General features: G+C 67.2%; 18 protein-coding genes and 1 pseudogene. 6 read left to right on the forward strand and 13 right to left on the reverse strand.

Translation table 11 applies throughout. The features are described 5' to 3' along the window. Positions 1-56 precede the first annotated feature (56 nt). Entirely contained in the window at positions 57-1,733 is a 1,677-nt protein-coding gene (locus tag OG992_RS32810; RefSeq protein ID WP_238684335.1) for a family 43 glycosylhydrolase, read from the reverse strand. A gap of 591 nt (positions 1,734-2,324) precedes the next feature. On the opposite strand from OG992_RS32810, the gene OG992_RS32815 reads away from it, so the two are divergent. Beyond that, positions 2,325-2,969, forward strand: coding sequence for a hypothetical protein (locus OG992_RS32815; RefSeq protein ID WP_238684336.1), 645 nt, complete (start codon positions 2,325-2,327; stop codon positions 2,967-2,969). A 21-nt stretch (positions 2,970-2,990) separates the two neighbouring features. On the opposite strand, the pseudogene OG992_RS33950 reads toward OG992_RS32815, so the two are convergent. Continuing rightward, positions 2,991-3,113: pseudogene (locus tag OG992_RS33950) on the reverse strand (hypothetical protein); the annotation flags it as partial. Positions 3,114-3,655: 542 nt separating this feature from the next. Between OG992_RS33950 and OG992_RS32820 the strand changes: the two are divergent. Then, complete coding sequence (locus tag OG992_RS32820) at positions 3,656-4,171, forward strand: RICIN domain-containing protein (RefSeq protein WP_266305392.1); 516 nt, start codon at positions 3,656-3,658, stop codon at positions 4,169-4,171. A gap of 253 nt (positions 4,172-4,424) precedes the next feature. Here the strand turns inward: OG992_RS32820 and OG992_RS32825 are convergent, their stop codons facing one another. The 7 genes from OG992_RS32825 to OG992_RS32855 form a co-directional block, all read right to left on the reverse strand. Further along, the gene (locus tag OG992_RS32825) at positions 4,425-5,579 is read right to left on the reverse strand and encodes a S1 family peptidase (protein WP_238684338.1); all 1,155 of its coding nucleotides are present in this window, start codon (positions 5,577-5,579) and stop codon (positions 4,425-4,427) included. A gap of 289 nt (positions 5,580-5,868) precedes the next feature. Continuing rightward, the gene (locus OG992_RS32830) at positions 5,869-6,900 is read right to left on the reverse strand and encodes a hypothetical protein (RefSeq protein ID WP_266305393.1); all 1,032 of its coding nucleotides are present in this window, start codon (positions 6,898-6,900) and stop codon (positions 5,869-5,871) included. 641 nt (positions 6,901-7,541) lie between these two features. Further along, positions 7,542-10,583, reverse strand: a complete 3,042-nt coding sequence (locus tag OG992_RS32835; protein ID WP_266305394.1) for a BTAD domain-containing putative transcriptional regulator — start codon at positions 10,581-10,583, stop codon at positions 7,542-7,544. A 167-nt stretch (positions 10,584-10,750) separates the two neighbouring features. After that, positions 10,751-11,170 (reverse strand): DoxX family protein, encoded by a 420-nt coding sequence (locus OG992_RS32840; RefSeq protein WP_266305529.1) that lies wholly within the window; start codon positions 11,168-11,170, stop codon positions 10,751-10,753. Between the two features lie 75 nt (positions 11,171-11,245). Continuing rightward, the gene (locus OG992_RS32845) at positions 11,246-12,919 is read right to left on the reverse strand and encodes an FAD-dependent oxidoreductase (protein WP_266305395.1); all 1,674 of its coding nucleotides are present in this window, start codon (positions 12,917-12,919) and stop codon (positions 11,246-11,248) included. A 113-nt stretch (positions 12,920-13,032) separates the two neighbouring features. Next, positions 13,033-13,572, reverse strand: a complete 540-nt coding sequence (locus OG992_RS32850; protein ID WP_266305396.1) for a TetR/AcrR family transcriptional regulator — start codon at positions 13,570-13,572, stop codon at positions 13,033-13,035. A gap of 41 nt (positions 13,573-13,613) precedes the next feature. Then, positions 13,614-14,468: a sigma-70 family RNA polymerase sigma factor gene (locus OG992_RS32855; protein WP_266305397.1), complete on the reverse strand. Its 855-nt coding sequence runs from the start codon at positions 14,466-14,468 to the stop codon at positions 13,614-13,616. A 120-nt stretch (positions 14,469-14,588) separates the two neighbouring features. On the opposite strand from OG992_RS32855, the gene OG992_RS32860 reads away from it, so the two are divergent. Beyond that, the gene (locus tag OG992_RS32860; RefSeq protein ID WP_238684345.1) at positions 14,589-14,957 is read left to right on the forward strand and encodes a DoxX family protein; all 369 of its coding nucleotides are present in this window, start codon (positions 14,589-14,591) and stop codon (positions 14,955-14,957) included. Between the two features lie 159 nt (positions 14,958-15,116). Here the strand turns inward: OG992_RS32860 and OG992_RS32865 are convergent, their stop codons facing one another. Next, a complete protein-coding gene (locus tag OG992_RS32865; protein WP_266305398.1) occupies positions 15,117-16,178 on the reverse strand; it encodes an amidohydrolase family protein in 1,062 nt (353 codons plus the stop codon). A gap of 50 nt (positions 16,179-16,228) precedes the next feature. Next, on the reverse strand, positions 16,229-16,876 hold the full coding sequence (locus OG992_RS32870) for a TetR/AcrR family transcriptional regulator (RefSeq protein WP_266305399.1): 648 nt from the start codon (positions 16,874-16,876) through the stop codon (positions 16,229-16,231). Between the two features lie 326 nt (positions 16,877-17,202). Between OG992_RS32870 and OG992_RS32875 the strand changes: the two genes are divergently transcribed. After that, positions 17,203-18,747 carry an OmpA family protein gene (locus OG992_RS32875; protein WP_266305400.1) on the forward strand — a complete coding sequence of 515 codons (1,545 nt, stop codon included), beginning with the start codon at positions 17,203-17,205 and terminating at the stop codon, positions 18,745-18,747. 179 nt (positions 18,748-18,926) lie between these two features. On the opposite strand, the gene OG992_RS32880 is transcribed toward OG992_RS32875, so the two are convergent. Beyond that, positions 18,927-20,048: an NAD(P)/FAD-dependent oxidoreductase gene (locus OG992_RS32880; RefSeq protein ID WP_266305401.1), complete on the reverse strand. Its 1,122-nt coding sequence runs from the start codon at positions 20,046-20,048 to the stop codon at positions 18,927-18,929. Positions 20,049-20,173: 125 nt separating this feature from the next. Beyond that, entirely contained in the window at positions 20,174-20,803 is a 630-nt protein-coding gene (locus tag OG992_RS32885) for a DoxX family protein (RefSeq protein WP_266305402.1), read from the reverse strand. Between the two features lie 420 nt (positions 20,804-21,223). Between OG992_RS32885 and sigJ the strand changes: the two genes are divergently transcribed. Continuing rightward, the gene (gene sigJ / locus OG992_RS32890) at positions 21,224-22,108 is read left to right on the forward strand and encodes an RNA polymerase sigma factor SigJ (protein WP_266305403.1); all 885 of its coding nucleotides are present in this window, start codon (positions 21,224-21,226) and stop codon (positions 22,106-22,108) included. 104 nt (positions 22,109-22,212) lie between these two features. Next, the gene (locus tag OG992_RS32895; RefSeq protein ID WP_266305404.1) at positions 22,213-24,270 is read left to right on the forward strand and encodes an MMPL family transporter; all 2,058 of its coding nucleotides are present in this window, start codon (positions 22,213-22,215) and stop codon (positions 24,268-24,270) included. Positions 24,271-24,420: the final 150 nt, after the last annotated feature.

The raw sequence follows: 24,420 nt of genomic DNA on the forward strand, positions 1-24,420 counted from the left end.
GAGCGGGCGAGGTCTGTTGATCTCGCCCGCTCCTACCGCACGGCCCAGCAACCGGACTATCGAGTGAGCATGCCCTTCTCGACGGCCAGGTTGTAGTTCTCCCCGAAAACGTTCAGTTCGTGGACTCCGACCTTGACGGTCTCGGTCGTACCCAGGACCTTCAGCCTGACTGCGTTCGTCAGCACCCGGTCGAAGGTGACGTAGTCAGCCGTGTACGCGGTGGAGTTCGTACTCCTGTCGACCAAGGGCCGCCACGTGTTGGTGGGGATGTCCTTGTACTCCAGCGTGTACTGCACCGCGTTGTCCTTGGTAAACGTGCGTCCGAGCTCCTTCCACTGAATCTGCGCGGCGGAGATGTGGAAAACGGTCCCGAAGCCCCTGATGTACGCGGGCGCGGTATCGCTGTCAGCCGGCTCCCACCAGGTGGATAGGGAGCGGTCGCTTCCGTAGTACGGGTTGCGCCCGGGCGCATAGCTGCTTGCCCAGTAGGCCTGGCTGTTGGTGGCCACGTTGTAGAGTCCGGTGTCGTCCCTGCCCGAGATCTTCTTCCCCGGGGCCAGTTGCGGCGTGTTGGACAACTCGCAATCGATTGCGCCCCGTTTCGGACCGGCGGGAATCACGTTGCAGATGTCCATCCCCAGTCGCCGCTCGAAGAACTCCTCGTACGCGATGACATAGGTGTAGAAGAACACCAGGTTGCCGGACTTGTCGAGTACGAAACTGCCGTGCCCAGCGTTCGGATATACCGCACTCGGGTGGTTGTTTCCGTAGCCGATCGGGTTTTGCTGGGTGACTTTGAACCCGGATAGCGGTTTGTTCGACGTCATCACACCGGTCGCGTACGTGGTGAACTCCGTGCCACCGGAGGCGACCGAGAGGTAGTACGTGTCCCTCACCTTGAACAGCTGCGAACCCTCCACGTACCCATGCGTGTAGGTCGCCTTGTTGTCACCGATGTGCTGCCACTCCTGGCGCGGGTCAAAGGTCCAGAGCACGACCGGGTCGCTGATGAGCTGTCGAGGATTGTTCGGGTCGAGCTCGGCGCCCATGATCGGCGAGCCGATGTTGTACGTCAAGTACAGCCGGCCGTCCGTGTCCGGGAAGAACTGCACGTCGCCAACGCTCAGGGTCTGGCCGCTCAGGCGCAGGAAACTTCCCATGCTGGTCCACGGCCCGAGGGGCGAGTCCGCTTGATAGACCGGCGTGTTGTTGCCGGCCATGTAGAACCTGTCGCCGACCTGTACGACGGTTGGTGCGACCAGTCCCAGGTTCATCTGATGGGGGGTCCACGTGAGGTAGTCCGTGGTGGACCAGACAGTGCGGTTGTTGTTCGGTGCGTTCTGCATGGCACCTGATGCGTAAAGATAGATGGTCCCGTCGACGTTCAGGGCGGACCAGTCCGCCCCGGTCCGTGCAGAGTTCTCGGAAATCCTGGTGAACCCGGCGGTGGATCGGCTCGCGAGAGTCCGCCCGGACGCTGCCGTCCACGTCTCCACGTTCAAGCTGGCCGGTATTTGCGACGTGTCTGCGACTTTCTCGTCCGTAGGCGGCATCGTCCCCACGATGTTGCGCACGGCCATTCCGGGCAAATTGATCGGGTTGACGTACGTCTGAGCCATGTCGACGCCGGCCAGTGGCACCTTGGCGGACGGGGTTTGAGGTCCGGCGCCGGGTGCCGCCGGCGGCACGGGCTTCTCCGCCGAGGCCGGCACGATCGGCGTCAGTTGACCCACGCCCACTCCTACCGCGAGAGCAAGGACAATAGCCGCTAGACCTCGACGTCGATTGCCGGCAGTCTTCTCGATGACCATTAGGACCCACCTTTCGTCTGGGCGTATTTAGCGCCAACAACGGGCAGAAGCGTCCGATTTCACGAATAGCCGGCCTGATGTGGTTAATTGCTGGATGTGAGGCATCGTTCGACGGTGATCACGAAGGGTGGGAGAAAACTTTCCGCTCGACCGGTTGGGCTTCCAGCGCACACGCAATCGACTCGGCCTCGTCCGGCGCGGATCAGCGACCGGCGGCTGTTAGCGCTAACAACGTTTCGGTGATGTTAACGGTGCTATTTGGAGCGTGTCAAGAGCATCAATGCGATGCGACCAGGATGATCATGTCAGCCGGACCCGCCTTCCCGGTGAAGACCTTGCCATCGTTACGCACGCTGGTACGGGAGGCCGTAACGATTCTGATCTTCCTCGTGAGTGTCGGGTCCGCCGTCGCGAAGCCGTGAGTGGGGGCAGGAGGCCCTCTTTGCAATCCCTTACGATCACGCGATCACGGACGTTGCGCACGGCTTCGGTCACAAACTCCAGTGGCTCGCTGTGCGCGACCGGGGCGCCGACGCCGTCGCCGCCGCGCTGAGCCTCAGCCGTCCCACTCCAGCCACCTGGAGCGATGCGGTCGCCGCTGCCTATGACGACCACGGCAACTGGCTGCTTACACCGCCGCTCGACCGGTGGACGCTAGCCGCTTCGACAGACGTTCCCGCACCCGAAGACGACCAATTCGCCGCTTGGCTGGCGGCGCTGAGCCGTGTACTGGGTGAGGTGCAGTACTTCGGGACTCATCGTGTCGTCGACTATCACGGGTGGGGGCGCGCCAGAGGCGGCGTTGTGGAACGAGCATTCGCCTACCTCGGCGAACGCGGCGAGGTGCTGTTCGACGTAGGCGAGCGCACGATCGAAGAGCACGCGCTCGGGGCTGGGGCCGCCTACGACGAGGACGAACCGTGGGACGACGATGACGAGACTTCGCCGTGGCCGGATGAGGAAACCGTGCTCACGCTCGCAGGTCAATGGAGCAGGCTCACCTCCCAGTCGACCTGTCGAACGGTCCGCCGCATCCGCACCACCGGGGAGTTGGCGTTCTACCGCTGCTGGCCACCCCACCTCGTCCCGCTGCACCACCTGGTCGGCGTCGCCGTAAGCGGTGGAGCATCGAGGGCGGATCTCCTGCTCGAGTATTAGCCAAGTCGGCGAATCTGGTGGGGCATGATTTATCAGCAAGGGCAGTAGTCCCGCCCGGAGCAGCGAAGACTTCCCCGCACCAGATGCGGCGAAGACCGTGAAGAAGTAGTTGTCAGCAATTCTGGCACGCAGTTCTTCGACCAACTTCGCGCATCATCCGAGTGGAAGGTTGACAGGCCACGGCACGGCACGTCTGGAGCGTCGTTCCCGCACGACCCCGAACCGCCCTAGCCGTGCAGCGATCGCCATCGTTTTTCCCACTCCCGAACATCTCCGCCACAGGCCGCCACGTAGGAAAGAGTCACCGGCAAACTGGGAAGCGCCTGGCCGCCCGCCGCCTCGGACAGTGCGGTCACGGAGAGGTGCACGCGTCTGGACATCTCCCGATAGCTCGGCTGCCCCGCCGCCATCCGCATCGCCCGCAGACCCAGAGCGATGCGGTGCGGTGCCCCCCGGCGGGGTCAAGACGCCGTTCAGGCCGTCCCACCTGCCGCCCCCCAGGTTTGTTTGTTTGTTTGTCCTGCCCGCGAAAAGGCTGCTGGACAATCCACAGCAGACTATACAAGACAACGTGGCCGGGCCCAGTCCACACGAGTCGGATCAACGTTGGTGAGCAGCAGATTTCCTGCGCACAGCTCAGCGATCCGACAGTAAGGAATTCATTCGATACCACCAAGGGGAGACGCATGAACCGCTCTGTGAAATCGGCATTTGCTCTGGTCTTCGCGACAGCTTTTCTGCTGACCGGCGCACCGGCGAAGGCCGAGGTGAGTGCCAGGATCGCCGCCGACGGCGAGGCCATCACCCTGACGAACGCGAACAGCCGCAAGTGCCTCACCGTCGCCGGCGGCAGCACCGCGAACCTCGCTCGCGCGGTTCAGTACAACTGCGACGGCCACGCATCGCGTACCTGGGTCGTCAGCGGCTCGCTCGGCGGCAACTTCCGCCTCGTCAACCTGAACAGCGGCCGGTGCCTGACCGTCGACGGCGGAAGCACCGCGAACAACGCTCCAGTCGTCCAGTACACCTGCGACACCCACGCCGCGCGCTACTGGCGGGTCATCAACAACAACGGCAGCACGCTTCAGGTTCGGAACGTGAACAGCGGCAAGTGCCTGACCATCGCCGGCGGCAGCACAGCCAACAACGCCGCCGCCGTCCAGTACACCTGTGACACCCACCTGTCGCGCCGTTGGTACTGACATCGCCCGCCATCGGCTAGCAGGAAGGCCGAACTAGTCGTCGGCGCCGGCCAGGGACACCCGGCCGGCGCCGACTCATGACCTGGGCGGCGGCGAACGACTTCGCGTCAAAGAACCGCAACTCGGGCGCGGGAAACCCCGTGCCCGAGTGGACATTGCCTCCCGAGCCGACAGCGTCGTCGTACACGAACTGACCTCGGCCCCAGGGCACCGGTACGCGGGCGGCACGCTCGCCGCCCGCGTACCGGACCGGTCAGTTGCCGCCGATCACCACGACGGCGTCCGTGGCCGCCTCGACGCGGTGGATGGGCGTGAAGTCGGCCCGGCTCGAGCTGTTGCTACAGGTGATGATGCCCTCGGCGGTGAGGTCGTTCGTCGCCGAGGTGGCGGTGTTCCATCGCGTGACCGGCCCGCCCGAGTCGCCGCCGAGCACCGGACCGTCGCTCGGGTGCCCGGTGACCGTGTCGACGACAACCGTCGGCGTGCCGTTGCAATCGGTGTTGTTGGTGTCCCGGACCAGGCCGTACACCAGACCACCGTTGGCACCGGACAGGTAGACCGCCGACCCGATGGCGGGCCATCCGGTCAACTTCGCCGTCACCGGGTGTGACGTGCTGGTGTCCCGCCCACCGAACCAGGAGTGCCGGCTGAAGTAAGCGCCGTTCTCCCCCGCCAGCATGGCGACGTCCGTGCCCAGGCTGTAGTAGTTCGAGCTGACCCGCAGGTTCCAGCCGCCATGCCAGAAGTTGCGCTGGTTCGGGCCGCAGTGTCCGGCGGTGGTCACCCAGTTGCTGTTGGTCCCGCCGCGGGTCATCCGGAATCCGGTCGTGCAGAATGCGTCCGCGGTACGGGCGTTTCCGGGAACGCTGTTGAACAGTGCCAGCCCACCGTAGTAGGGGACGCTGTCGACCCGGCGGCTCGCCTCGACGGTTCCGGTCTTCGATAGAGACACCCTCGGAGTCAGGGAGGTGGCCTTGACCGCCGCCGCGACGAGGGCCTCGGCGTCGCCGGAGGCGTCGATGACGATCTGCGGTGTCAGGCGGTCCAGCCATACCTGGTGCACACTCCCGGCGCTGCCGCCGGCCCAGGCCCGGGAACTCTTCAACGCCTTCGTGGCGGTCTCCAGCCGGTGCATTGACACCGTCGTGGTCTCGAACCGGACCGGCACCTCGCCCGCCTGTCGCGAGCGTGCCGCCACCTCGGCCCGCAGTCGCGCGCCGTCGGTGTTCGCCACCTGCCGGACGACCAGTTGCCCGGTCTTCTCGTCGAAGTACGTGCCGCCCGAGCCCTCCGGACTTCCGGCGGCAATGGCTTCCAGGTGGTGGAACTGCCGGTTCATCGCGTCGACGTCGACGGCCGGGGCGAAACCGGCGAGCGACGGTTGTGCGGCCGCTCGGTCCGGGGACACCGCTGCCTGGGCTGCGGACGTCGTACCCGCGACCGCTACGAGTACACAACTCACAAACACCATGCATCTACGCACGGAACCTCCTTTTTGGGGCGATGGGCTCGATGCCGCTACCTTCGCGCGGGATGCCCGCAGTCCGCTTGCAGTCGCCTGCAGTCCGCCTACCGCCGGATCGCGGTGGCCCCACCTCGGCCTGCGGAACGCACGAATGCGGGCCCCTCCCGTGGAGGGCCCGCATCCTTTCCATGTCCTCTTTGACGGCCGGTCGGGCGGCCAGGGCCTGCGACGGTCAGAAGATGTTCATGGCGATGCCGTTCGTCAATGAGGTCGTGCTCTGGACCCCGTCGATCTTGATCGGATTGCCGGAGACGTGTCTCACGAAGATCCGCATGATGAAGGTCCGGGTTCCGCAGGCCGGGTCGATCGGCACGCCGGTGAGGGCGAAGTTCGCGACGTAGTGGTGGGCGTCGTCGCGAATCGTCTTGCGCGAGGTTGCGGTGCTCGTCGTGCGGCAGGTGTGGGCGGTCGGGTCGAGTTGGATGAACTCGAAACGCACGTCGACCACCGCATTCGTCCCGCGCGGCTGCTCGTACGCGTCGATGGCGCTCTTGCATGACGCGGTGCCCGTGTAGCAGGTGGTCAGTTCCAGCGTCGCCAGCGCCTGAGCCGAGGTCGCATTGGCTGCGGCGTTCCATTTGTGCACGGGGGTGCCGTCGTCGTAGAACACCCAGGCCGTAGACGTACCGGCGCCGACGTAAGTGCAGGTGCTCGACGTGCCGGTGCTGCTGCACGCCGGGTTCTGCCACCACCGCGCACCCACCTGGTTGGTGTCGCTCACCTCCAGCCAGGTGTCTGTCGCGACGGCGGTCAGGTAGTAGCCGTCGAGCGAGGTGGAGGCCGTGTACCCGTACATGCCGCAGGTGTAGGTGCCCGCCGATGGCGCGGTGAAGAGCAGGTCGGCGTAGATCGGCAGGTGCCCAGGCTTGGCGTAATAGGTGGTGTCGGAGCCCTCGTGGTTTCGCGAGGACGTTGACGTGGTGCCGACGACTGCGCCGGCTGGGTTCACACACTTCAGGGTGTTGTTCATCGACACGATCTGCTGCACGCTGCTGGTCGCCTGGAGGCGTCCGCGCACGTGCCGGGATTCACCGGCCGCGAGGGTGACCGTCCTGCTCAGCAGACGCTCCTCGACCCGTGAGTGGAAACTGTTCGCGCTGGTCAGCGTCACCCGGGTCACGGGCCCGTCGTCGGCATGCGCGACTGTCGCCGCGGACATGACGACTGACAGAACAGTCAAGACCAGGCTGAGGATCTTCCGCACGTATCGGCTCCTGCCAGTTGATGGGCGAGTCCGACCACTGTCACGTGACGCGCTTGCAAAACCCCTGCACTCGTCCGCCTCGGCTCGCAAATCGACCTCGACTAGGCCTTCCGCCAACGCGCGGTGTTCGGGTCTGACTGTTGCGGCGGGCTATGGCCGTTGACGACCACGGTCTGGCCAAATTTTGCTGCGTGTTCGGCGTCGTCTGATCCTACGGCGACTGCGGACTGCGGTTTCTTGCCTGTGACGACGAGCTATTCGCGCTGTCGGCGTCGTTGCGCCTCGCATCGGCCAACGTTTGCGCTGATGGTGGCAGCAACGGCTGCTGCACTGCTGTATCGATGATTGCAGCCTCAATACGCAGCCCGATCCCTGCCAGGACAAGGAGGCCCGCAATGACATACGTTTCGGCATGCCCGGAGTCGCTCGCCATCGTGAGCACGCAGGCGAGGAAACCTCCAGCTATTGCCATGGTTCCAAGTACACGCTTGCTGGCAGCTCGTCGAGATCGAAGGTCCACAGGGCGACCGTACCCGGAGACTTCGCTCTTCACCCTCGCCTGCGCCATCACCTGCTGGCGCCGACTCGACCACTACCATCGTTCTACCTGAACGTCGGCTGACACCAGCAGCCCTGCCCGGCTACTCCTTCACCGACTTACGAGTTGCCCCATCTAGCCTCGCCCGGATCTCGGCGAGGGCGTGCGATGCGCGGGCCTCGACGAGCCGGTACCCGGCCCGGTGAGCGAGGTCGATGGCGAGCGTGGCTCGGGCCTGGGCTTCGTCGAGGACGTCGAGGTTCAGCAGCGCCATGGCCGAGCCGCGCAACGCGTCAGCCTCACACCAGCGGAAGCTGGTCGAGCGCGCCACCTGCAGGGCTCGGTGGTGATGGTCTGCGGCTTCGGCGGGCAGGCCCAACCGCAGACAGACATCACCGAGGGCGTTGAGCGCCCACGCTTCGGTACCGCGGTCACTGATCTTCCTGGTCAGTTCGACTGCCGACCGGGCGTCGTCGAGGGTTTGCTCCGATGGGCCGGTCTGGCAGTGCAGCAGCGCACGGCCGGACAGCGCGGTCGCTTCGCCGTAGTGATACCCGAGTTCACGGTTGGCGGCCAGCGCCCGGGCGTAGAACTCCTCGGCCGTGTCCGGGTTGCCGAGGTCACGGTGCACGTTCCCTAGATCCACGAGCAGGACGGCGACGCTGAAGCGGGCGCCCTGCTGTTCCCCCAGTTCCAGCGCCCGGCCGAAGTGATCCAGCGCTTGGTCCAGCAGGCCCAACTGCCAATAGGCGAAGCCGAGATTCGCCAGCGTCATGGCGCTCCCGGCGCCATTGCCCAACTTGTGTTGAAGGTCCAGTGATTCCAGCCCGCAGTCGATCGACGCGTGGGGGTTACCGAGGCGCTGGTGCACCGCACTGAGATTGTTCAGCACGGCGGCGCGGCCTTCGTGCCAGCCGTCGGCTGCGTTCCGCCGTAGTGCACTGTCGAGATGGTCATGTGCCTCGACGTAGTGGCCCATGTTGACGTAGGCGAGCGCGATGCTCTGGTGCATCGCAGCTTGCGCCCGTTCGTCGCCCGCGCCGTGCGCGGCTTCCAGCCCCAACGAGGCCATCTCCACCCATTCCGTCCGGTGACCGCGCTGGTGGAAATAGGCGCGGAGGGCGTCGGCGATGTGCCATGCCAGCGGTCGTGGACCTCGCGCCGCTGCCTGACCGACCGCGGCGGCGAGAGTCGGCCACTCGGCGTCGAGCCAGGCGAGCGCACTGTCGTTGTCCGGGAAGCTGATCCCGCTCTCCACCTTCCTCGGCAGCCGCAGAAAGTGAGGAATGAGCTGCCTGCCCGCCGCGTCAGCCGTGTGCAGGTAATGGTCCAGGACGAGTCCGCGAGCGTGTTCGAGCTCGCCAGCGGTGTCTTCTACCAGCGCCCGGCCGACCGCATACCTTCGGAGCAGGTCGTGGAGCCGGAAGCGCCCGCGTGTGTATTGCTCGATCAGGTGTGCCGCGGCCAGTGCCTTTATCAGTCGGTCAGTCCGAGCCGGGGGCAGCCCGGCGGCCACGCTCGCCGGCAGCGCAGTGAAGGTCGGTCCCGGCAGCAGCCCGAGGCGACGGAAGAGCAGGCGATGGTCCGCCGGAAGCGCCCAGTAGGACGAGGCGAACGCTCTCGTGACAGCACTTTCCTCGGCGCCGTCCACGGTGAACCCGGCCAACCGGTCGCCGTCGGAGAGTTCCTGCACCAACCCGGTGATCTCCGCCTTCGGGACAGCGACGATGTTGGCCACCGCGATCCGCAGTGCGAGCGGCAGGTGACCGCAGAGATCCGCCAGCCTTCCGGCTGCGGCTGCTTCGGTGGCGACCTGGTCGACGCCGAGCGCGGCCTCCAGCAGCCGGCGAGAGTCGGCGGCGGTGAGCACGGACAGCGACAGTGTCTGCGCGCCCGTGCGGGCGATCAGCTCTCCGAGCCGCTGCCTACTGGTGAGGATGACCGTGCCCGCCGACGGGATCAGCGCGTACACCTGAGCGGCGTCGCGCACGTTGTCCAGCACCAGCAGGACGCGTTGGCCGGCCAGCAGTGAGCGGAACAGGGCGGCCCGGCCCGCCGCATCCGCCGGGATCAGCCGGTGATCGACACCGAGGCTGCTGAGCAACTGGAGGAGTGCGGCGGACTCGCTGAGCGGGTCGTGCTCGGCGTCGAAGCCACGGAGGTCGAGGTAGAGCTGCCCACCCGGGAACCTCTCCCGGTGGCGGTGGGCCCAGTGGAGGGCGAGCGCCGTCTTGCCGACGCCGGCGGTGCCACTGATCACCCAGATCTTCAAGCCCGACGCGGATTCCAATCCGGTGTCGAGCCGGGCGAGTTCTTCTGCGCGTCCGGCGAACCCGTGGGCGGCGGGCGGTAACTGCGCCGGTCGTACCGAATCGGGTGGTGATGTGTCGATGGGTCTCGCGGCCGGATCCAGAGCCGGGTCCGCGCGCAGGATCGCGGATTCCAACCGCACCAGTTTTGGTGCCGGATCGAGGCCGAGGTCGCCGGCCAGTCGCTTCCGCAGCGTGCGATAGACGTCGAGCGCGGCGGCGGTGCGGCCGTCGCGGTGCAGGGCCAGCATGAGTTGGCCCACGAACCGCTGCCGCAGCGGGTGGTCGGTCACGAGCCGGGTGAGCTCGGCGAGCAGTCGCCGGCCGTCGCCCAGCCGCAGTTGGGCGTCCAGGCGGTCCTCCAGGGCGGTCCATCGGGCTTCATCGAGGTGACCGCACAGGCGTTCGGCGACTTCGGTGGACGCCACGCCTGCGAGTGCCTCGCCATGCCAGAGGGCGAGCGCCTGGTCGAACAGCTCGACCGCGCGCTCGTCGTCCGACGAGCGGGCCGCGAGAATCAGGTCCGTGAACCGATGCGCGTCGATCACGAGCGGATCCACGTGTATGACGTAGCCTGCTCCCCGGCCGACGATGGCGGGCCCGTCGCCGACCTGCCGAAGCGCCGCACGTAGCCGGGATACGAGCGTCTGGATCGAGGCTCGTGCGGACGCCGGCACATCCTCGCCCCAGACGAGGTCGACCAGCCGGTTCAGCGGCACCATTCGGTTGGGTTCCAGCAGCAGGACCGCGAGCACCAGGCGCTGCTTGCGCGAACCGAGATCGACCTGTTTCCCGCCCGCCCATGCCTCGACTGTGCCCAGGATCCGAAACTCCACGATCCCAACCCCCCGATTGTTCGCCGTTGTGCCGCGATCGATTGGATCGACCTGGCATTGGACGCGCTGCAGGTTGCGATCCGGCGCGGGCGCTTCAACGTCCCACCAGCCGAATACGAGGCGTTACGCGCGATGACCCAACCCAGGCGCCGTCGTCGCGTGTTCGATCATGCGGTTTGGACGGTGAAGGCCAGCGTCGCCGAGCAGATGACCAACATGGCCGTCGCGTTCAGGAACAGGTTGCGACCGAAATCGCGGGCGCGGACGTGCGCCGAGACCGCCACCGCGAAGTAGCAGACCAGCGCCGCAGACACGAGCACCGCCAACGGCGGAACCCAGATCCCGACAATGAGCCCAGCCGCTGCGGCAGCCTTGAGCGGGGGGAGAAACTTCCAGAAGCGTTCGGGGAACCGGACGTCGGTCAAACATTGCCGAATGAAGGCGACCGGCTTTACGCACAGCAGTGCGTCGCAGAGCTGGATCACTGCCAACAAGGCCAGCGGCCACCAGGGTTGCACCATCTCGAAGGACTCCTCAGGTGAAGGGGTCACGATCAACCACACTGGACGTGAGTGGAGCCACACCATGCCGGACACCGGTGACCCACCATCGTCTACGGCCCGTTCTCGACTTCTGCTGCCGTGCCAGTCAGCCACCCTGCCTCAGGGGAGAGGCTCAGCCCTCCTCCGTGTCCCGGCCTTCTCACGTGCCCGGCTGTCGTCGGGTGGCGGCAGCGGGTGGGGGTGCGCGCCCGCGCCGAGGACGTGCTTGGCCACCGCGTCGGCGCAGGGGGTGTGCACGCGCCAGTGGAGGTAGCCGTCCGGGCGAATGAGCAACGCTGTGCCGGGCTTTGCTCGGTAGGCCCGGCGAAACGTCCCGTCGCGGTCGATGACCACCCGGCCGGAGAACGACGTCGACCGCGCGGGCGTGATCAAGCAGGTGCGCACCTCGTCGGGAAGAGCATCACAGTCGAGGCGGCCGGCGGCGGCGTCGCCGACGAGCAGCAGCGTCCATTGTGGCCCACGCAGTAGGTCGAACAGCCGCAGCGGCTGCCCGGTTGCGGTATCGACGAGGCGGGCGTCGGGGGCCCGATCGCCGGGTCGGACGCGGCCGCCGGACAGCTCGTCGTCTGCCAGGGGCCCGTCGTGGTAGCCGATGTCGATCTGGGACACACGAGCGGTGAGCCTGCGGTTGATCGAGGGTCGGCTGAGTAGCGGCAGGAGCAGTCGTTGCACGGCGAACCTGACGAGTGGATTGCGGTTGGTGATCACGTCGAGGATGTTGGTGCTTTGTGCCAACGCACGACGGGCGACGGGAAGGCGTTCGGCCGGGTAGGTGTCGAGCAGGGTGTCGTCGTGGCCGTTGAGGCAGGCGGCCAGCTTCCAACCCAGGTTGTAGGCGTCCTGGATGCCGGTGTTCATTCCCTGCCCTCCGGTGGGCGGGTGCACGTGCGCGGCGTCGCCGGCGAGCAGGACTCGGCCGCGGCGGTAATCCTCGACCATGCGGACGTTGACCCGGAAGTTCGACAACCAGGTCGCGTCGGACAGGCGGACCTGCGGATGGCCGGTGCGTTCGTTCCATAGCCGCTGGAGGGCCTCCAGGGTGGGCTCGAGGTCGTCGTCGGCGGTGATGCTCGCGCCGATCTGCCACTGCCCGGTTCCGGGCAGGCCAGCCAGACCGAGGAATGACCCGTCCGTGCCGAGCCATGCGTGTGAGCGAACGGCTCCGTCGACTTCGGGGTGCCAACCGGGAACGGTGATGTCACCGAGCAGGTAGCGCTGCGTCTCGTCGGACGAGCCGGCGAACTCCAGGTCGAGTGTGCGGCGCACGATGCTGTGCGCGCCGTCACAGCCGACGAGGTAGCGGACGGTCAGATCCTCCCGGCCGCCGTCCGGTGTGGTCACCACGGCGCGCACCGCGTCGCTACCAGCGGTGAACGACTCAAGGCGGGTGTCGAACCGAATCGCGGAACCGAGTTCGTGCAGCCGCCGTGCGAGCAGCGTGGTGGTGCGCCACTGGGGAATCATCACGATGTTCGGGTACGGCAAGTCCGCGCGCGGCTCGGTGAGGCCGGCGGGTATCCGCGCAAGGCGCCGGCCATCGCGGTACAGGGTGATGTCCTGGCGCGACTGGCCGTGTCCCAGAACCGCGTCGACAACACCGAGATCGTCAAGCACCTCCAGGCTTCGAGGTTGCAGGCCCTTGCCTCGGGACTGACGAGGCAGTGCGGGCGCGGCCTCGATCAGCACCGCGCGAACTCCACGGCGGGCCAAATCGACAGCGAGGGTGAGCCCGGTCGGGCCGGCCCCGACGATCAGCACATCGACGGCGGGCATCTGTCTCCTCCTTCTAGGCGATGAACCCCGGTAGCAGTCACGATGCCCAGCACGAGCGCAACAGCGACGGCAATCACGGGGCCCGCCCGCAGGCGGGGCGCCCGAGTGGGACCTCAGACATGGGGAATCAGGTCTGGCAGTAGGTCGAACACCGCACGTCGACTGGCAGCGTCGAGCGGTGGGCGGATGGCGTTCGCTCCGATCAGGAGAAGATGCGGCAGCAAGGCGGCGGCACGCGCCCGGGTCGGGTCAGACACAACGCGGTTCCAGAGGGTCTCGAGGAACGTGAGCCGTGCGCTGTCGACGCGTTCGACCACGCCACGCGCACCGTCGTTCCCGATCGCCCACGCCCGCAGCGCCCGATCCAGCTCGGCGTCGAACAGCTCGTCGAGCCGCGAGGGAAGGGCCCGCAGGGCGTCGACCGGATCCACGGTCGCGAGCTCGCCTGACAGCCCATCCAACAGGGTGACCTGTCCCTGCTCGATATGAGTCAGCAACGCCGCGTGGTAGTCGGCGACCCCCGTGAAGTGGTGATGGAACGACCCCTTCGTCAGGCCGAGGCGGGCGGCCAGACGGTCGATCCGCAGACCCGCCGGCCCCTCGTCGGTCAATACCGAGACACCCTCGCCGAGCCAGAGATCACGTGTTCCCATCAATCGAGCATACCATACGGTATGGTATGCAGCCTTGAGGATCACGTACCCAAGGCAGCGGGGAGGGACACGGACCCGCGCTCGTAGGGCGTGATGTCGATGCTCGTGACGAGGCCGTCGTGGACGCCGATCCGGATCAATGCGAATGGGTGCCCACCAGGGGCGATCACCGCTCCTGGGTGACCCTCAACGAGGACCGGGGCGGCGGCGGCGATGCGGTCCACGAACGCCCTGGTCTCCTCCGCGACCGCCCAGGCGCCCCGGACGACAGGCGCGGTGCCGGCCGCGAGGAATCCGAGGTCGGCCGTACGGACGACGTCAGGCGCCAGGAGCGTGACGAGCCGCGCGATGTCGCCGCCACGCGCCGCGGCGAGGAACGCGTCGATGATCTCCATCTGGTGGGCGGATCCCGGCAGGTCGATCGCACGAGCGTCCCTGAGCCGGATCCGCGCTCGACTCGCGAGCTTCTTCGCCGCGGCCACCGTCGTGTCGAGCACGGGTCCGATCTCGTCGAACGGGACGGCGAAGAGGTCATGCAGCACGTAGGCCACCCGCTGCGGAGGAGACAGCTCGTCGAGCACGACCAGCAGTGCCCGGGAGACGTCCTCACGGCGGATGAACGCCTCGTCGGCCGCGAGCTGCTCGCCGGGGATGTCGTCGGCCGTGAGCGGGACCTCACGCCGGCGATGGCGGGCGCGAAGCTGGTCGAGGCACAGGCGTGCCGTCACCGTGGTGAGCCAGCCCTCGGGGTTGGCCAGTTGCGCCGGGTCGGCCGACCGCGCGCGCAGCCAGGCGGCCTGCACCGCGTCTTCGGCATCGTTGTGCGAGCCGACGATGCCATAGGCCAACGACATCAGTCGGGCCCTCGATGCCTCGAAGTGTTCGACGAGTTCCACGTCTGGTCACCTTTCCTGCGTGCCGGGCGTCAGTAGGGGCGAGAGACCACAACCTGATGAACCCACGCACGTGGAGGCACCTATGAGTTTACCGATTGCTCGATCGCGCCGGCGCGCGTCATGATCGCCGTACTGGAGGGAGTCCTGGTCGTCGCGACCATCCTTTGCGCCCTCGCCAACGCCATCGAGGTGACCGCCAAGGTGATCAAGGCCGACTTCGTGGTGCGCAACTGCGCCGAGGTCGGGCTGTCCGCGCGGTGGATCCCCTACCTCGCGCTGGTCGAGGGGGCCGGCGTCGTGGGTCTGGTGCTCGGCCTTCTCGGCGTACGTCCCTTCGGATTGGCCGCAGCCCTCGGCCTCGTCCTGTTCTTCGTCGGCGCGCTCCTGGCTCACGCCCGCGCGCGGGTGTTCCACAACATCGCGTTTCCCGCGGTCTTCCTCGTCTTCGCCGTCGCCGCCGTGGGGCATTTCGCGTCGACGAGCGCCTGATCAATCGCCGATCGGCGTTTGCGGTGCAGGGGCTGAGGGTCCGTGTGCCGGGGCCACCGAGCCGTGCCGCCGAAGGAGATGAGGCGGCTGCACACCCCTGCCCATGACGCGCGTCACCCCGGCTCATGACGCCGCCGAACAGACGGTCCACAGTGGCGTTCACGGGATCCTCTTCTCGCCGTTGCCGGATTGGACGAGTCGGAAGAAGAGCCGGGCGGCGCTCCGCTGCGCTGCCCGTTGCAGGCGCGCGGCCACCCGATGGTCCGGGTCTGGCGTGCTGCCGGTGGCCAGGCGCGGGAAGAGGGCTTCGGCGTTGGTGCGGTTGACCGCTCGCAGTTGCCCGAGTTCGAGGCAGGTGTCGATTCCGTTGGCGAAGTACTGCCCGGCCGGGATGGGCGCGAAGGGCCAGTCGCTGCCGAAAAGCACACGCCCGGGTCGGGCGAAGGCAAGCAGGGTGGGCAGGGCGGCGGGGCTCGAGGACAGGGCGGTGTCAAAGTAGAAGGTGCGGAAGTCGTCCAGGATGTCCAGCGGGCTGCGTGCGGTGTCGGCGGCGATGGCCAGGGCCATGCGGTGTGAGGCATAGGGCAGAAAGCCGCCGGCGTGGCTGAGGACGAACCGGATTCTGGGGTATCGCCGGAGGACGCCGGTTCGGACGAGGAGGTAGGCCGCTCGGGTGGTGTCGAGCAGGAAGTCGGCGGCGAACGGTGGGATGCCGTCGATGGCTGGTCCGGGCAGGTCAGCGGGGTGGACGAAGACGACGGCGGCGCGCTCGTCCAGGGTCTGCCACAGTGCATCCTGGTCGGGGCCACCGAGGTAGTCGCCGTTGCTGTTGGCGAGCAGAGTGACGCCGTCGGCGCGTAGTTCGTCGAGGACGCGACGGGCCTCGGTGGTGGCGGCCGCGGTGTGGGGCATCGGCAGGGTGGCGAAGTACCCGAATCGGGTTGGATGCTCGGCGGCCAGCCCCGCTGCGTAGTCGTTGAGCTGCCGCGCAAGGTCGCCGGCTTCGGTCGGGCTGGTGAGGAAGCTGGTGCCGGGGGTCGAGACGGACAGCAGGGCCACGGCGGTGCCGAGCAGGTCCATCTGGTCCAGTGCGGACTCGGGTGTCCAGGTGGGCAGCGCCCGACCGCCCGCCGCTGCGATGCCGGCCTCAGCGAGTAGGGCGCGGTAGAAGGGCGGCAGGATGTGCTGATGGACGTCGATCCTGGCTAACTGGCCGGTCATGCTGTGGTTCCTCTCGACGCGCTAGACACCACCACCACCGCTGACCTCAGCTAGGGCTTGGCATGGTCATGGGAAGCCCCTGGGGCCATCCGGAGGGCCGCCTCGTAGACCAGCCGCGCGTGCAGCTCGAACATCGCCGCGAGATCGACGGCATCGCCGTGGATCTCGCGCTGCAGGAACAGTCCGTCGGCCCCGGCCAGGGCGTACGTCACGACGGTCCGCACGTCCCCCGGATCGAGGTCCGGCAGCAGCGTCTCGATCATCTCGATGAACTTCTGTCGGGCGACCTCGCGGACCTGGAGAAACACGGCCCGCCCTCGGGGCTCCTCGGGCCGCCGCTCCAAGGCGAGCATGAGACCCAGGCGCAGGAAGTCGGGGGCGTTGACAAGCGACGCGGCCACCGCCGCACCGACGGCGACGAAACGCTGCAGCGGCGTACCGATTTCCTCGCCGGGCAGGTCGACGGCCGCCAGCCAGGTCTCGAAGCTGCGCTCGATCACTGCGGCGAGCAGGTCGTCCTTGTCCTTGAAATGCCAGTAGATCGAGCTCGCGGGCAACCCGCAGCGGGCACTCACCGCCGCGATCGAGGTCCCCTCATACCCGCGTTCACTCGCGATCTGCACGGCGGCGTCGAGGATGCGTTGCCGCGACTCCACGCCGTTGGCACGCTTCCTGCGCGTTGCCCGTGTCCCTGTCATTCCGCACACCTCTCGCCTCACCGCGACCTTGACGATGCCGGGGCCACGAATCTACCGTAACGATCACTCTAATTGTAGTGAGCACTACAGGATCCGCCGGCAACTCCCACCCTGGACAGTCCTCGGCGGGGGAGGTGGTCGTGGCTGTCACAAGACGGGATGAAGCTTCGTCCAGTGCGTGTGGTGAGACCACGGTGGAAAGGCAGGAGCCGGGCATAGGCCGGCACAACGGACGCGGCCCGGTCCGAACAACGGCGTGCACTACCACCTGTTGCGCCACCCCGGGGTCCACTCGCAACCAACCGCATCGACCGAAAACGAGGATCATGACCAAGCTCCGGCAATTCCGATGGCAGGACGCCTCCCCCAGCTCCAGCCGAAGGCTGGCCCTGAGCGCCGTACTCACCCTGGCAATGGTCGGGTGCGAGGAACCGTCGAATAAGGACTCCCCGTCCCCGCCCGCTTCCAACACTCCGGCAGCCACCGGCGGCGCCAGCACCGGCGCGGCGTTGGCCGGAACCCGCAGCACCATGACCGAGAATCTCAAGGTCGAGGTCGTCGGCCTCAACCGCGTCAAGGGCAAACACCTCATCGCCCAGATCCGCCTGTCCAACACCGGCACCGAGAAGCACCTGTCCTGGCCCGGCGAGATGGGCGACCACACCCGCCCGCTCGGCGAGATCAGATGGGCCTCCGGCATTGGCGTCCTCGACGCCCAGGCCCGGACCTGGCTCCTGCCCTACAAACCCGCCAGCTCCCCCTGCCTGTGCAGCGCGGTGGACCGCGACGTCCCCAGCCGCTTCATCCACCCTGGTCAGTCGATCAGCGTCTACGCGGTGCTGCCCGCGCCGTCGGGCAACCCCGCGACAACAACCGTCGTCACCCCCGTGGGCCCACCGATGCTCAACGTGCCCATCAGCGACGACGCTCCGGCCGGCAACTTCCCCGACCCCGATGCCGAACCCGTCACCCCCGTCACCCGCCGCCTCATCCTCCCCTCCGAATCCCTGGACAAGTCCGAGGAAACCGCCGACGACGGCAAGGACCTACAGGTCAACCTCTCCGCCGACGTACTGTTCGCGGTGGACAAGGCCACCCTCACCCCCAAAGCCAGGTCGGTCATGGCCCGCACGGCGACGCTCATCGACGCCTCGCCCGCCACGGTGGTGACGGTGGCGGGCCACGCCGACTCCTCCGGCACCGACGCCATCAACAACCCACTGTCGCTGCGCCGCGCCCAGGCCGTACAACACGCCCTGTCGGCCCTGCTGACCAGGAACGGGGTCCGCTTCCAGACCGAGGGGTACGGCTCACGCCGCCCGCTCTACAGCAACGACAGCGACGAGGGAAAACGCCGCAATCGCCGTGTCACGGTGACCTTCGCCAAGCCTCAACCCGCTGTCCAGGAACCGGTGACCACGACCACCACCGGCTCGACCGACCTGACCGGCAGCGCCCAGGCCGACGGTCAGCCCATCGCGATGGAGGTCACCGGCCTGCGCCGGCTACCCGGAGGCCTCGGCCTGCTCACCTACAAGATCACCAATAGGGGCTCGTCCGAGGCCTGGTTCAGAGACCTGCACCATGCCCAGGACTGGGAGGCGTACAAATACCAGGCCGCCACCAACGTCCGCCTGACCGACCTCGCGGCCCGCCGCCAGTACCGGCCAGGCCGCCTCGAGGCTCCCACCGACGACGGCGTGGACAGCTACTGCGCATGCACAGCCGTCTCCGGCGTCCGCATCAACACCGAAAAGTTCGCACCAGGCCAGACCCGTGAGTTCTGGACCCTCTTCGCCCTACCCGACACCGCCGACACCCTCAGAGTCAAGATCGGCCCGTTCCGCGACCTCAACGTCCCCACTCAGTAACGGCATCCCGCGCTGCCTGCCCACTTCGATCCATCCGGGCACTCACCCTGTTGACCATCAGGAAGAACCTCGTGAATCTCGACGCGTCCTGTCCGGACTGGTCGCTGCGGTGCTCGCCGTCGTCAGCGTGCGCCACGACGTCACCTCCACGATGACGACACCACTGCCGGGCCTTCCCCTCAGCGCACCGGGCCGGAGTGGCGCAGGCGGTACACCGTGCTGCGACTGATCGCCTCCTTGAAGCCGATGGCGGACCGGCCGGTGAGTACCGCACCGATCGGGGAGTCATCGGCTCGGGTGAACTGGGTGATCCCGTCCCGCCGACCGAGGCTGATGTTCTGCCAGACGTAACGGATCCGAAGCGGCCTCGGCGTCCGTCCGTTCAGAACGGCCGCGATCGCGTCCGCCGCGTACAGACCCATCGGAAGGCCGGTCTGGCAGGACATCCGGGTCTCGCCGCCGAGTGCGGGTGCCGCTGCGGCGTCACCGATCCCGTACACCTGCGGGTGCGACACCGATCGACAGGTCTCGTCGACGATCATCCGGCCACGGCCGTCGACGGCCAGACCGGCCCGATCGGCCAGCGCGGACACCCGGAAACCGGCCGTCCAGACGACGACCTCCGCGTCGAGATCTCGCCCGTCTTCGAGGCGCAGGCCTGCCGCCGAGACCGTCTCGACCCGCACACCCTGGTGGACGCCGATGCCCATCCTGTCGAACGCCCGGCCGAGGTGGCGCCGCGCGGGCGGAGACAGCCAACCACCGAGGTCGTCACTCGTCACCAGTTCGATCCGTAGCCCCGGATATGCCTCGGCAAGCTCGGTGGCGGCCTCGATGCCGGTCAGGCCACCGCCGACGACGGCAACGACATCGCCGGCCGAGGCACCGAGCAGATGCGACCGTAACCGCTGCGCCTGAGCCGCCTCCGCGATCGTGAACGCGTGCTGCCGTACCCCCGGCACGCTGCCAACGTCCGCGCCACTGCCCAGCGCGTACACCAAGGTGTCGTAACCGACCGTGTACGGCTCGGCGTCCAGTCGGACGATCCTGGCGTCGACGTCGATGGCGGTGACCCGGGCCACGACGAGTTTCACGTCGGCGCCGTCCAGCATGGTTCGTAGCGGCCGGTCTCGCAGGGTCTGCCCGGCGGCGAGCTGGTGCAACCGGATTCGTTCCACGAATCGGTCGGTGGCGTTGATCAGCGTCACCTCGACGTCGGTGCGGCGCAGCCGGCGGGCGGCGCGCCTGGCGGCGCCGAGGCCCGCGTACCCGGCGCCGAGTACCACCAGGCGGTGAGTCATGGTCGTCTCCTTTGATATGCGCTGGTTGACGGGTGACGGGGCAGATTCGTGACCGTCTAGCGCCCTGAACGGTTCCGACACGGATGTCGTGCGCTTACGACACCGCAACGTCGGGGCCCTACTCGTTACCTGTCGATCCAGCCGAGCTCAACTGCCTGCTCACGCATGACGTCTTCCATCACGGGTAGCGTCAGGAACGAGACGGCATACAGGACAGCGATGAGTCCGATCGGGACGATCCAAGCGCGAGGACGGCTTGCCCAGGAGCGAGGACGGATCCCCAACGGCCCGAAGCCACCCGGGCCAGCGTCGGCAGGGCGGGCCCGATGGAGCCGCGTCTCCGGAAGCCGGCGGTCGGCTGGCCTCAGCACCCACGAGGCGATCGCGCACGCACCGAACATCAGCGGCACCCCCCACGATTGAAGGCCGTCACCGACTGACAGGTGCGACGCCACGGCACCGGACCACAGGAAGAAGGCGCCCACGTACGCCCATTCCTTGAGCAGCGGGAGCCCGGGCGCGACGATCGCGACGGCTGCGCCGGCCTGCCACGCGCCGAGAATGTAGGCGAAGAAGTGCGGGTACCCCAGGTGGTGCAACTGCACTTCCACCCATTCGATCGTCAGCAGGTTCCACACCGATCCAGCAGCCAACTCGAGGGCGATTACCAACGTCGTGGCCCAGAAGGCGATGGGGCGGATCCGGCTCCAGTTCCAGCCGCTTCGTGTGACGGTAGCCGACTTCTCGTCGGTCACTTCCTGGAACTTTCTGGTCGCTTGAGTTCGCATCTCAGTCGCCTCGTCAAATCGGTCTGATGTGTCGGTGATTGCCGGGATCGCGCAATGGAGGTAGACCGCCGGGGCCGGAAGAAGCTGTCCACGCCGGCGGTGTAATCGGTGCCGTCGGGACGGGCCAGGGTTCCGGTCAGTTGCGATCGTCAGGACGGAGGGAAAGGCCACCGTCTCACTGCGCTTTGGGCCGGCTGGGTGGCTGATCGTCTCAGTGGTACGACAACAGGGCGCCTCGGAATGTGAGGCGACGCGCGAACCTCACAGTTCGGTGTGCTGTCTTGTCGAACCAAGTAAGGGCAGACGCGACCAAGGGGAGTCGGCGACACCATGACCAGACCAACCGAGCCAGGACATGGCCGACCCGATCCGAGCCTGACCGCGGTCATGAACGAACGGCGTCAGCTGATCAATCTCGCCTACCGGCTCCTCGGCTCCCTGGCCGACGCCGAAGACGCCGTCCAGGAAACCTATGCCCGCTGGTACGCCATGTCCCACCAACAGCAGGAGGCGATCCAATCCCCCGGCGCCTGGTTGACCACGGTCGCCAGCCGGATCTGCCTCAACCTGCTCTCCTCGGCGCGGGTTAGGCGGGAGACCTACGTGGGCGAATGGATCCCCGAGCCGCTACCCGAACCCACAGAGTGGATCAGCGGACGGTCCGACGCCACCACCATCGACCCGGCCGACCGCATCACCCTCGACGAGTCGATCACCATGGCCTTCCTCGTCGTACTCGAATCGATGACCCCGGCCGAGCGCGTCGCGTTCATCCTGCACGACGTCTTCCGCTACTCCTTCGCGGAAGTCGGCGACATCGTCGGTCGTACCCCTGCGGCGTGCCGCCAGTTGGCCTCCTCGGCCCGTCGGCGCGTACGCGCAACACAGACCCCCGCGACCTCGACAGCCCCACGCGCCGACATCGTCAGGGATTTCAAACAGGCCTGGGAAGCCAAGGACATCAACGCCCTCATCGGCCTTCTCGACCCCAACGCCACGGCAATCGCCGACGGCGGCGGCATTGTCGGCGCCGTGCTCCACCCGATCGAAGGCGCCGAACAGATCGTCCGCTCCCTGATCCACCTCGAGAGCAGACTTCGAAACCTGACGATTCTGGAGCGGACGGTCAACGGCCAACCCGGCCTGATCGCCCAGCAGGACGGCGTCACCGTATCGGTGTACGCCTTCGACGTCGTCGGCGACCGGATCAAGCGCATCTGGGCGGTACGCCACCCCGCCAAACTCCGGCCATGGACGGTGGGACGCCTGTAAGGGCTCCCCGCTTCGGCACGGCTTCGTCGACTGAGCACTGAGGAATCCCCATGTTGCGGAAAGTGATGACCTTGCCCAGTGGCAGGATTGCGAAATGGGCAATCGTGGCCGTCTGGGTCGCCCTGATGGTGCCGGCCTTCCTGCTGGCCGCCAACCTGGGCGATGTTGAAAAGAACGACAGTTCGGCCTGGCTGCCCAGCAACGCGGAGGCAACAAGGGTCCTCGACCAGGCCAAGAAGTTCCAGCCCGCCGAGACCCTGCCCGCGATCGTGATCTATGACCGGCCCGAGGGCGTCACCTCTGCGGACATGGCCAAGGCCCAAGCTGACGCCGAAGCCTTCCAGAGCATCGAAAAGGTCGTGGGGCAGCCACAGGGGCCGTCGAAGTCCCAGGATGGCAGGGCCATCCTGACCGTGGTGCAGGTCGACGACGGCAGTGAGGGCTGGAACGGTGCCCACGCGGTGGTCGGCGAAATGACCACGATAGGTCAACAGAGCGCCAACGGTCTCGGGTTCCACGTCACCGGGCCGGCCGGCTACGCATCCGACTCGATAACGGCCTTCAGCGGAGGAGGCGCCCTGGGGATGATCACGGCGTTGGTAGTGGTGGTCATCCTGCTGTTCACCTACCGCAGTCCACTGCTGCCACTGCTGCCGCTCCTGACCGCGGGCGGCGCCCTGGTCACGGCAGAAGCGGTGATCTACCTGCTGGCAAAGAACGCCGGACTCGTCGTCAACACGCAGACCAGCCTCATCCTGACCGTACTGGTGTTCGGCGCCGCCACCGACTACGCGCTACTGCTCATCTCCCGGTACCGGGAGGAGTTGCGGCGACACGAGGACCGGCACGAGGCGATGGCGGAAGCCCTGTACCGCTCGAGTCCCGCGATCATCGCCAGCGCCGCGACCGTCGCTGTCAGCCTGCTGGTGCTGCTGCTGGCCGCTCTCAACTCCACAAAAGGTCTCGGCCCGGCCTGTGCCATCGGTATCGTCGTCGGGCTACTTGCCATGCTCACCCTGATGCCGGCCCTCCTGGTCATCTGCGGCCGTTGGATCTTCTGGCCGGTGAAACCGTCGTACGGGTCGGTCGGAACGGCCAGGGACAGCATCTGGACGCGGATCGGCACCGCGATCTCCCGCCGCCCGCGGATCGTGTGGGTCGCCACCTCGCTCGTCCTCGGCGTCATGGCGATCGGGATGACGGGGCTCAAGGCCGATGGGATCCCGAGCAAGGGTCAGTTCACCAACGAGCCGCAGGCGGTCGTCGGCGAGGAGATCCAGTCCAGGCACTTTCCGGCCGGGTCGGGTGACCCCATCTACGTCGTGGCCAAGGCCGCCTCGGCCGAGCAGGTCGTCACCGCGCTGTCAGGCGTCCCAGGGATTACCGACGTCGCGGCACCGATGGTCAAGGATGGTGACGTCTTCGTTCTCGGGACGCTCGAGGACGCGCCCGGTAGCAAGGCCGCGATGCGCACCGTCGAGCAGGCCAGAGCCGCGGTCCACAAGATCGAGGGTGCGGATGCGCGGGTCGGAGGCAGCACGGCGATCGCACTCGATACACAACAGTCGGCAGCCCGCGACGCCCAAGTGATCATCCCCGTCGTACTGATCGTGGTCTTCCTCATCCTCGCACTGCTGCTACGGGCGATCGTCGCACCGCTGCTGCTCATGGCGACGGTGGTGCTGTCGCTCGGAGCGTCCCTCGGCGTGAGCGCGCTGGTGTTCAACCACGTGTTCGACTTCGCCGGGGCAGACGCGAACTTCCCACTCCTAGTGTTCGTGTTCCTGGTCGCCCTCGGCATCGACTACAACATCTTCCTGGTCAGCCGGGTACGGGAGGAGGCACAGCTACACGGCACCCGACAGGGTGCCCGGGCTGGGCTGTCCGCCACCGGCGGTGTGATCACCTCAGCGGGTCTGGTCCTGGCCGGTACCTTCGCGGCGCTGGGATCACTGCCCTTGGTGTTCGCGGCGCAACTGGGGTTCACTGTGGCGTTTGGCGTACTACTGGACACCATGATCGTCCGCTCGGTGCTGGTCACCGCACTAACAGTGGACGTTGATCGATGGATGTGGTGGCCCAGCGAACTGTTCACGCATCACGACGACCCCCGGCCGCCGGCGGGCACGCCCGAACCCGCTGTCCTGGGCGCACGCAGCTGACAACCGTCGGAACTGGGCCGTCCGGCGAGGGCTGGAACGGCCCAGTATGGCTGAAACCTGACCGCGTGGTTCCGGCTGAATTCGGTGGGTGACACGTTGACCGGGCCGGACGCAAACCGAGGGGAACGCGCCCAGCGGACAAGCGGCGGC

The organism is Micromonospora sp. NBC_00362, from assembly GCF_026342155.1.
Taxonomy (GTDB): Bacteria; Actinomycetota; Actinomycetes; order Mycobacteriales; family Micromonosporaceae; genus Micromonospora; species Micromonospora hortensis.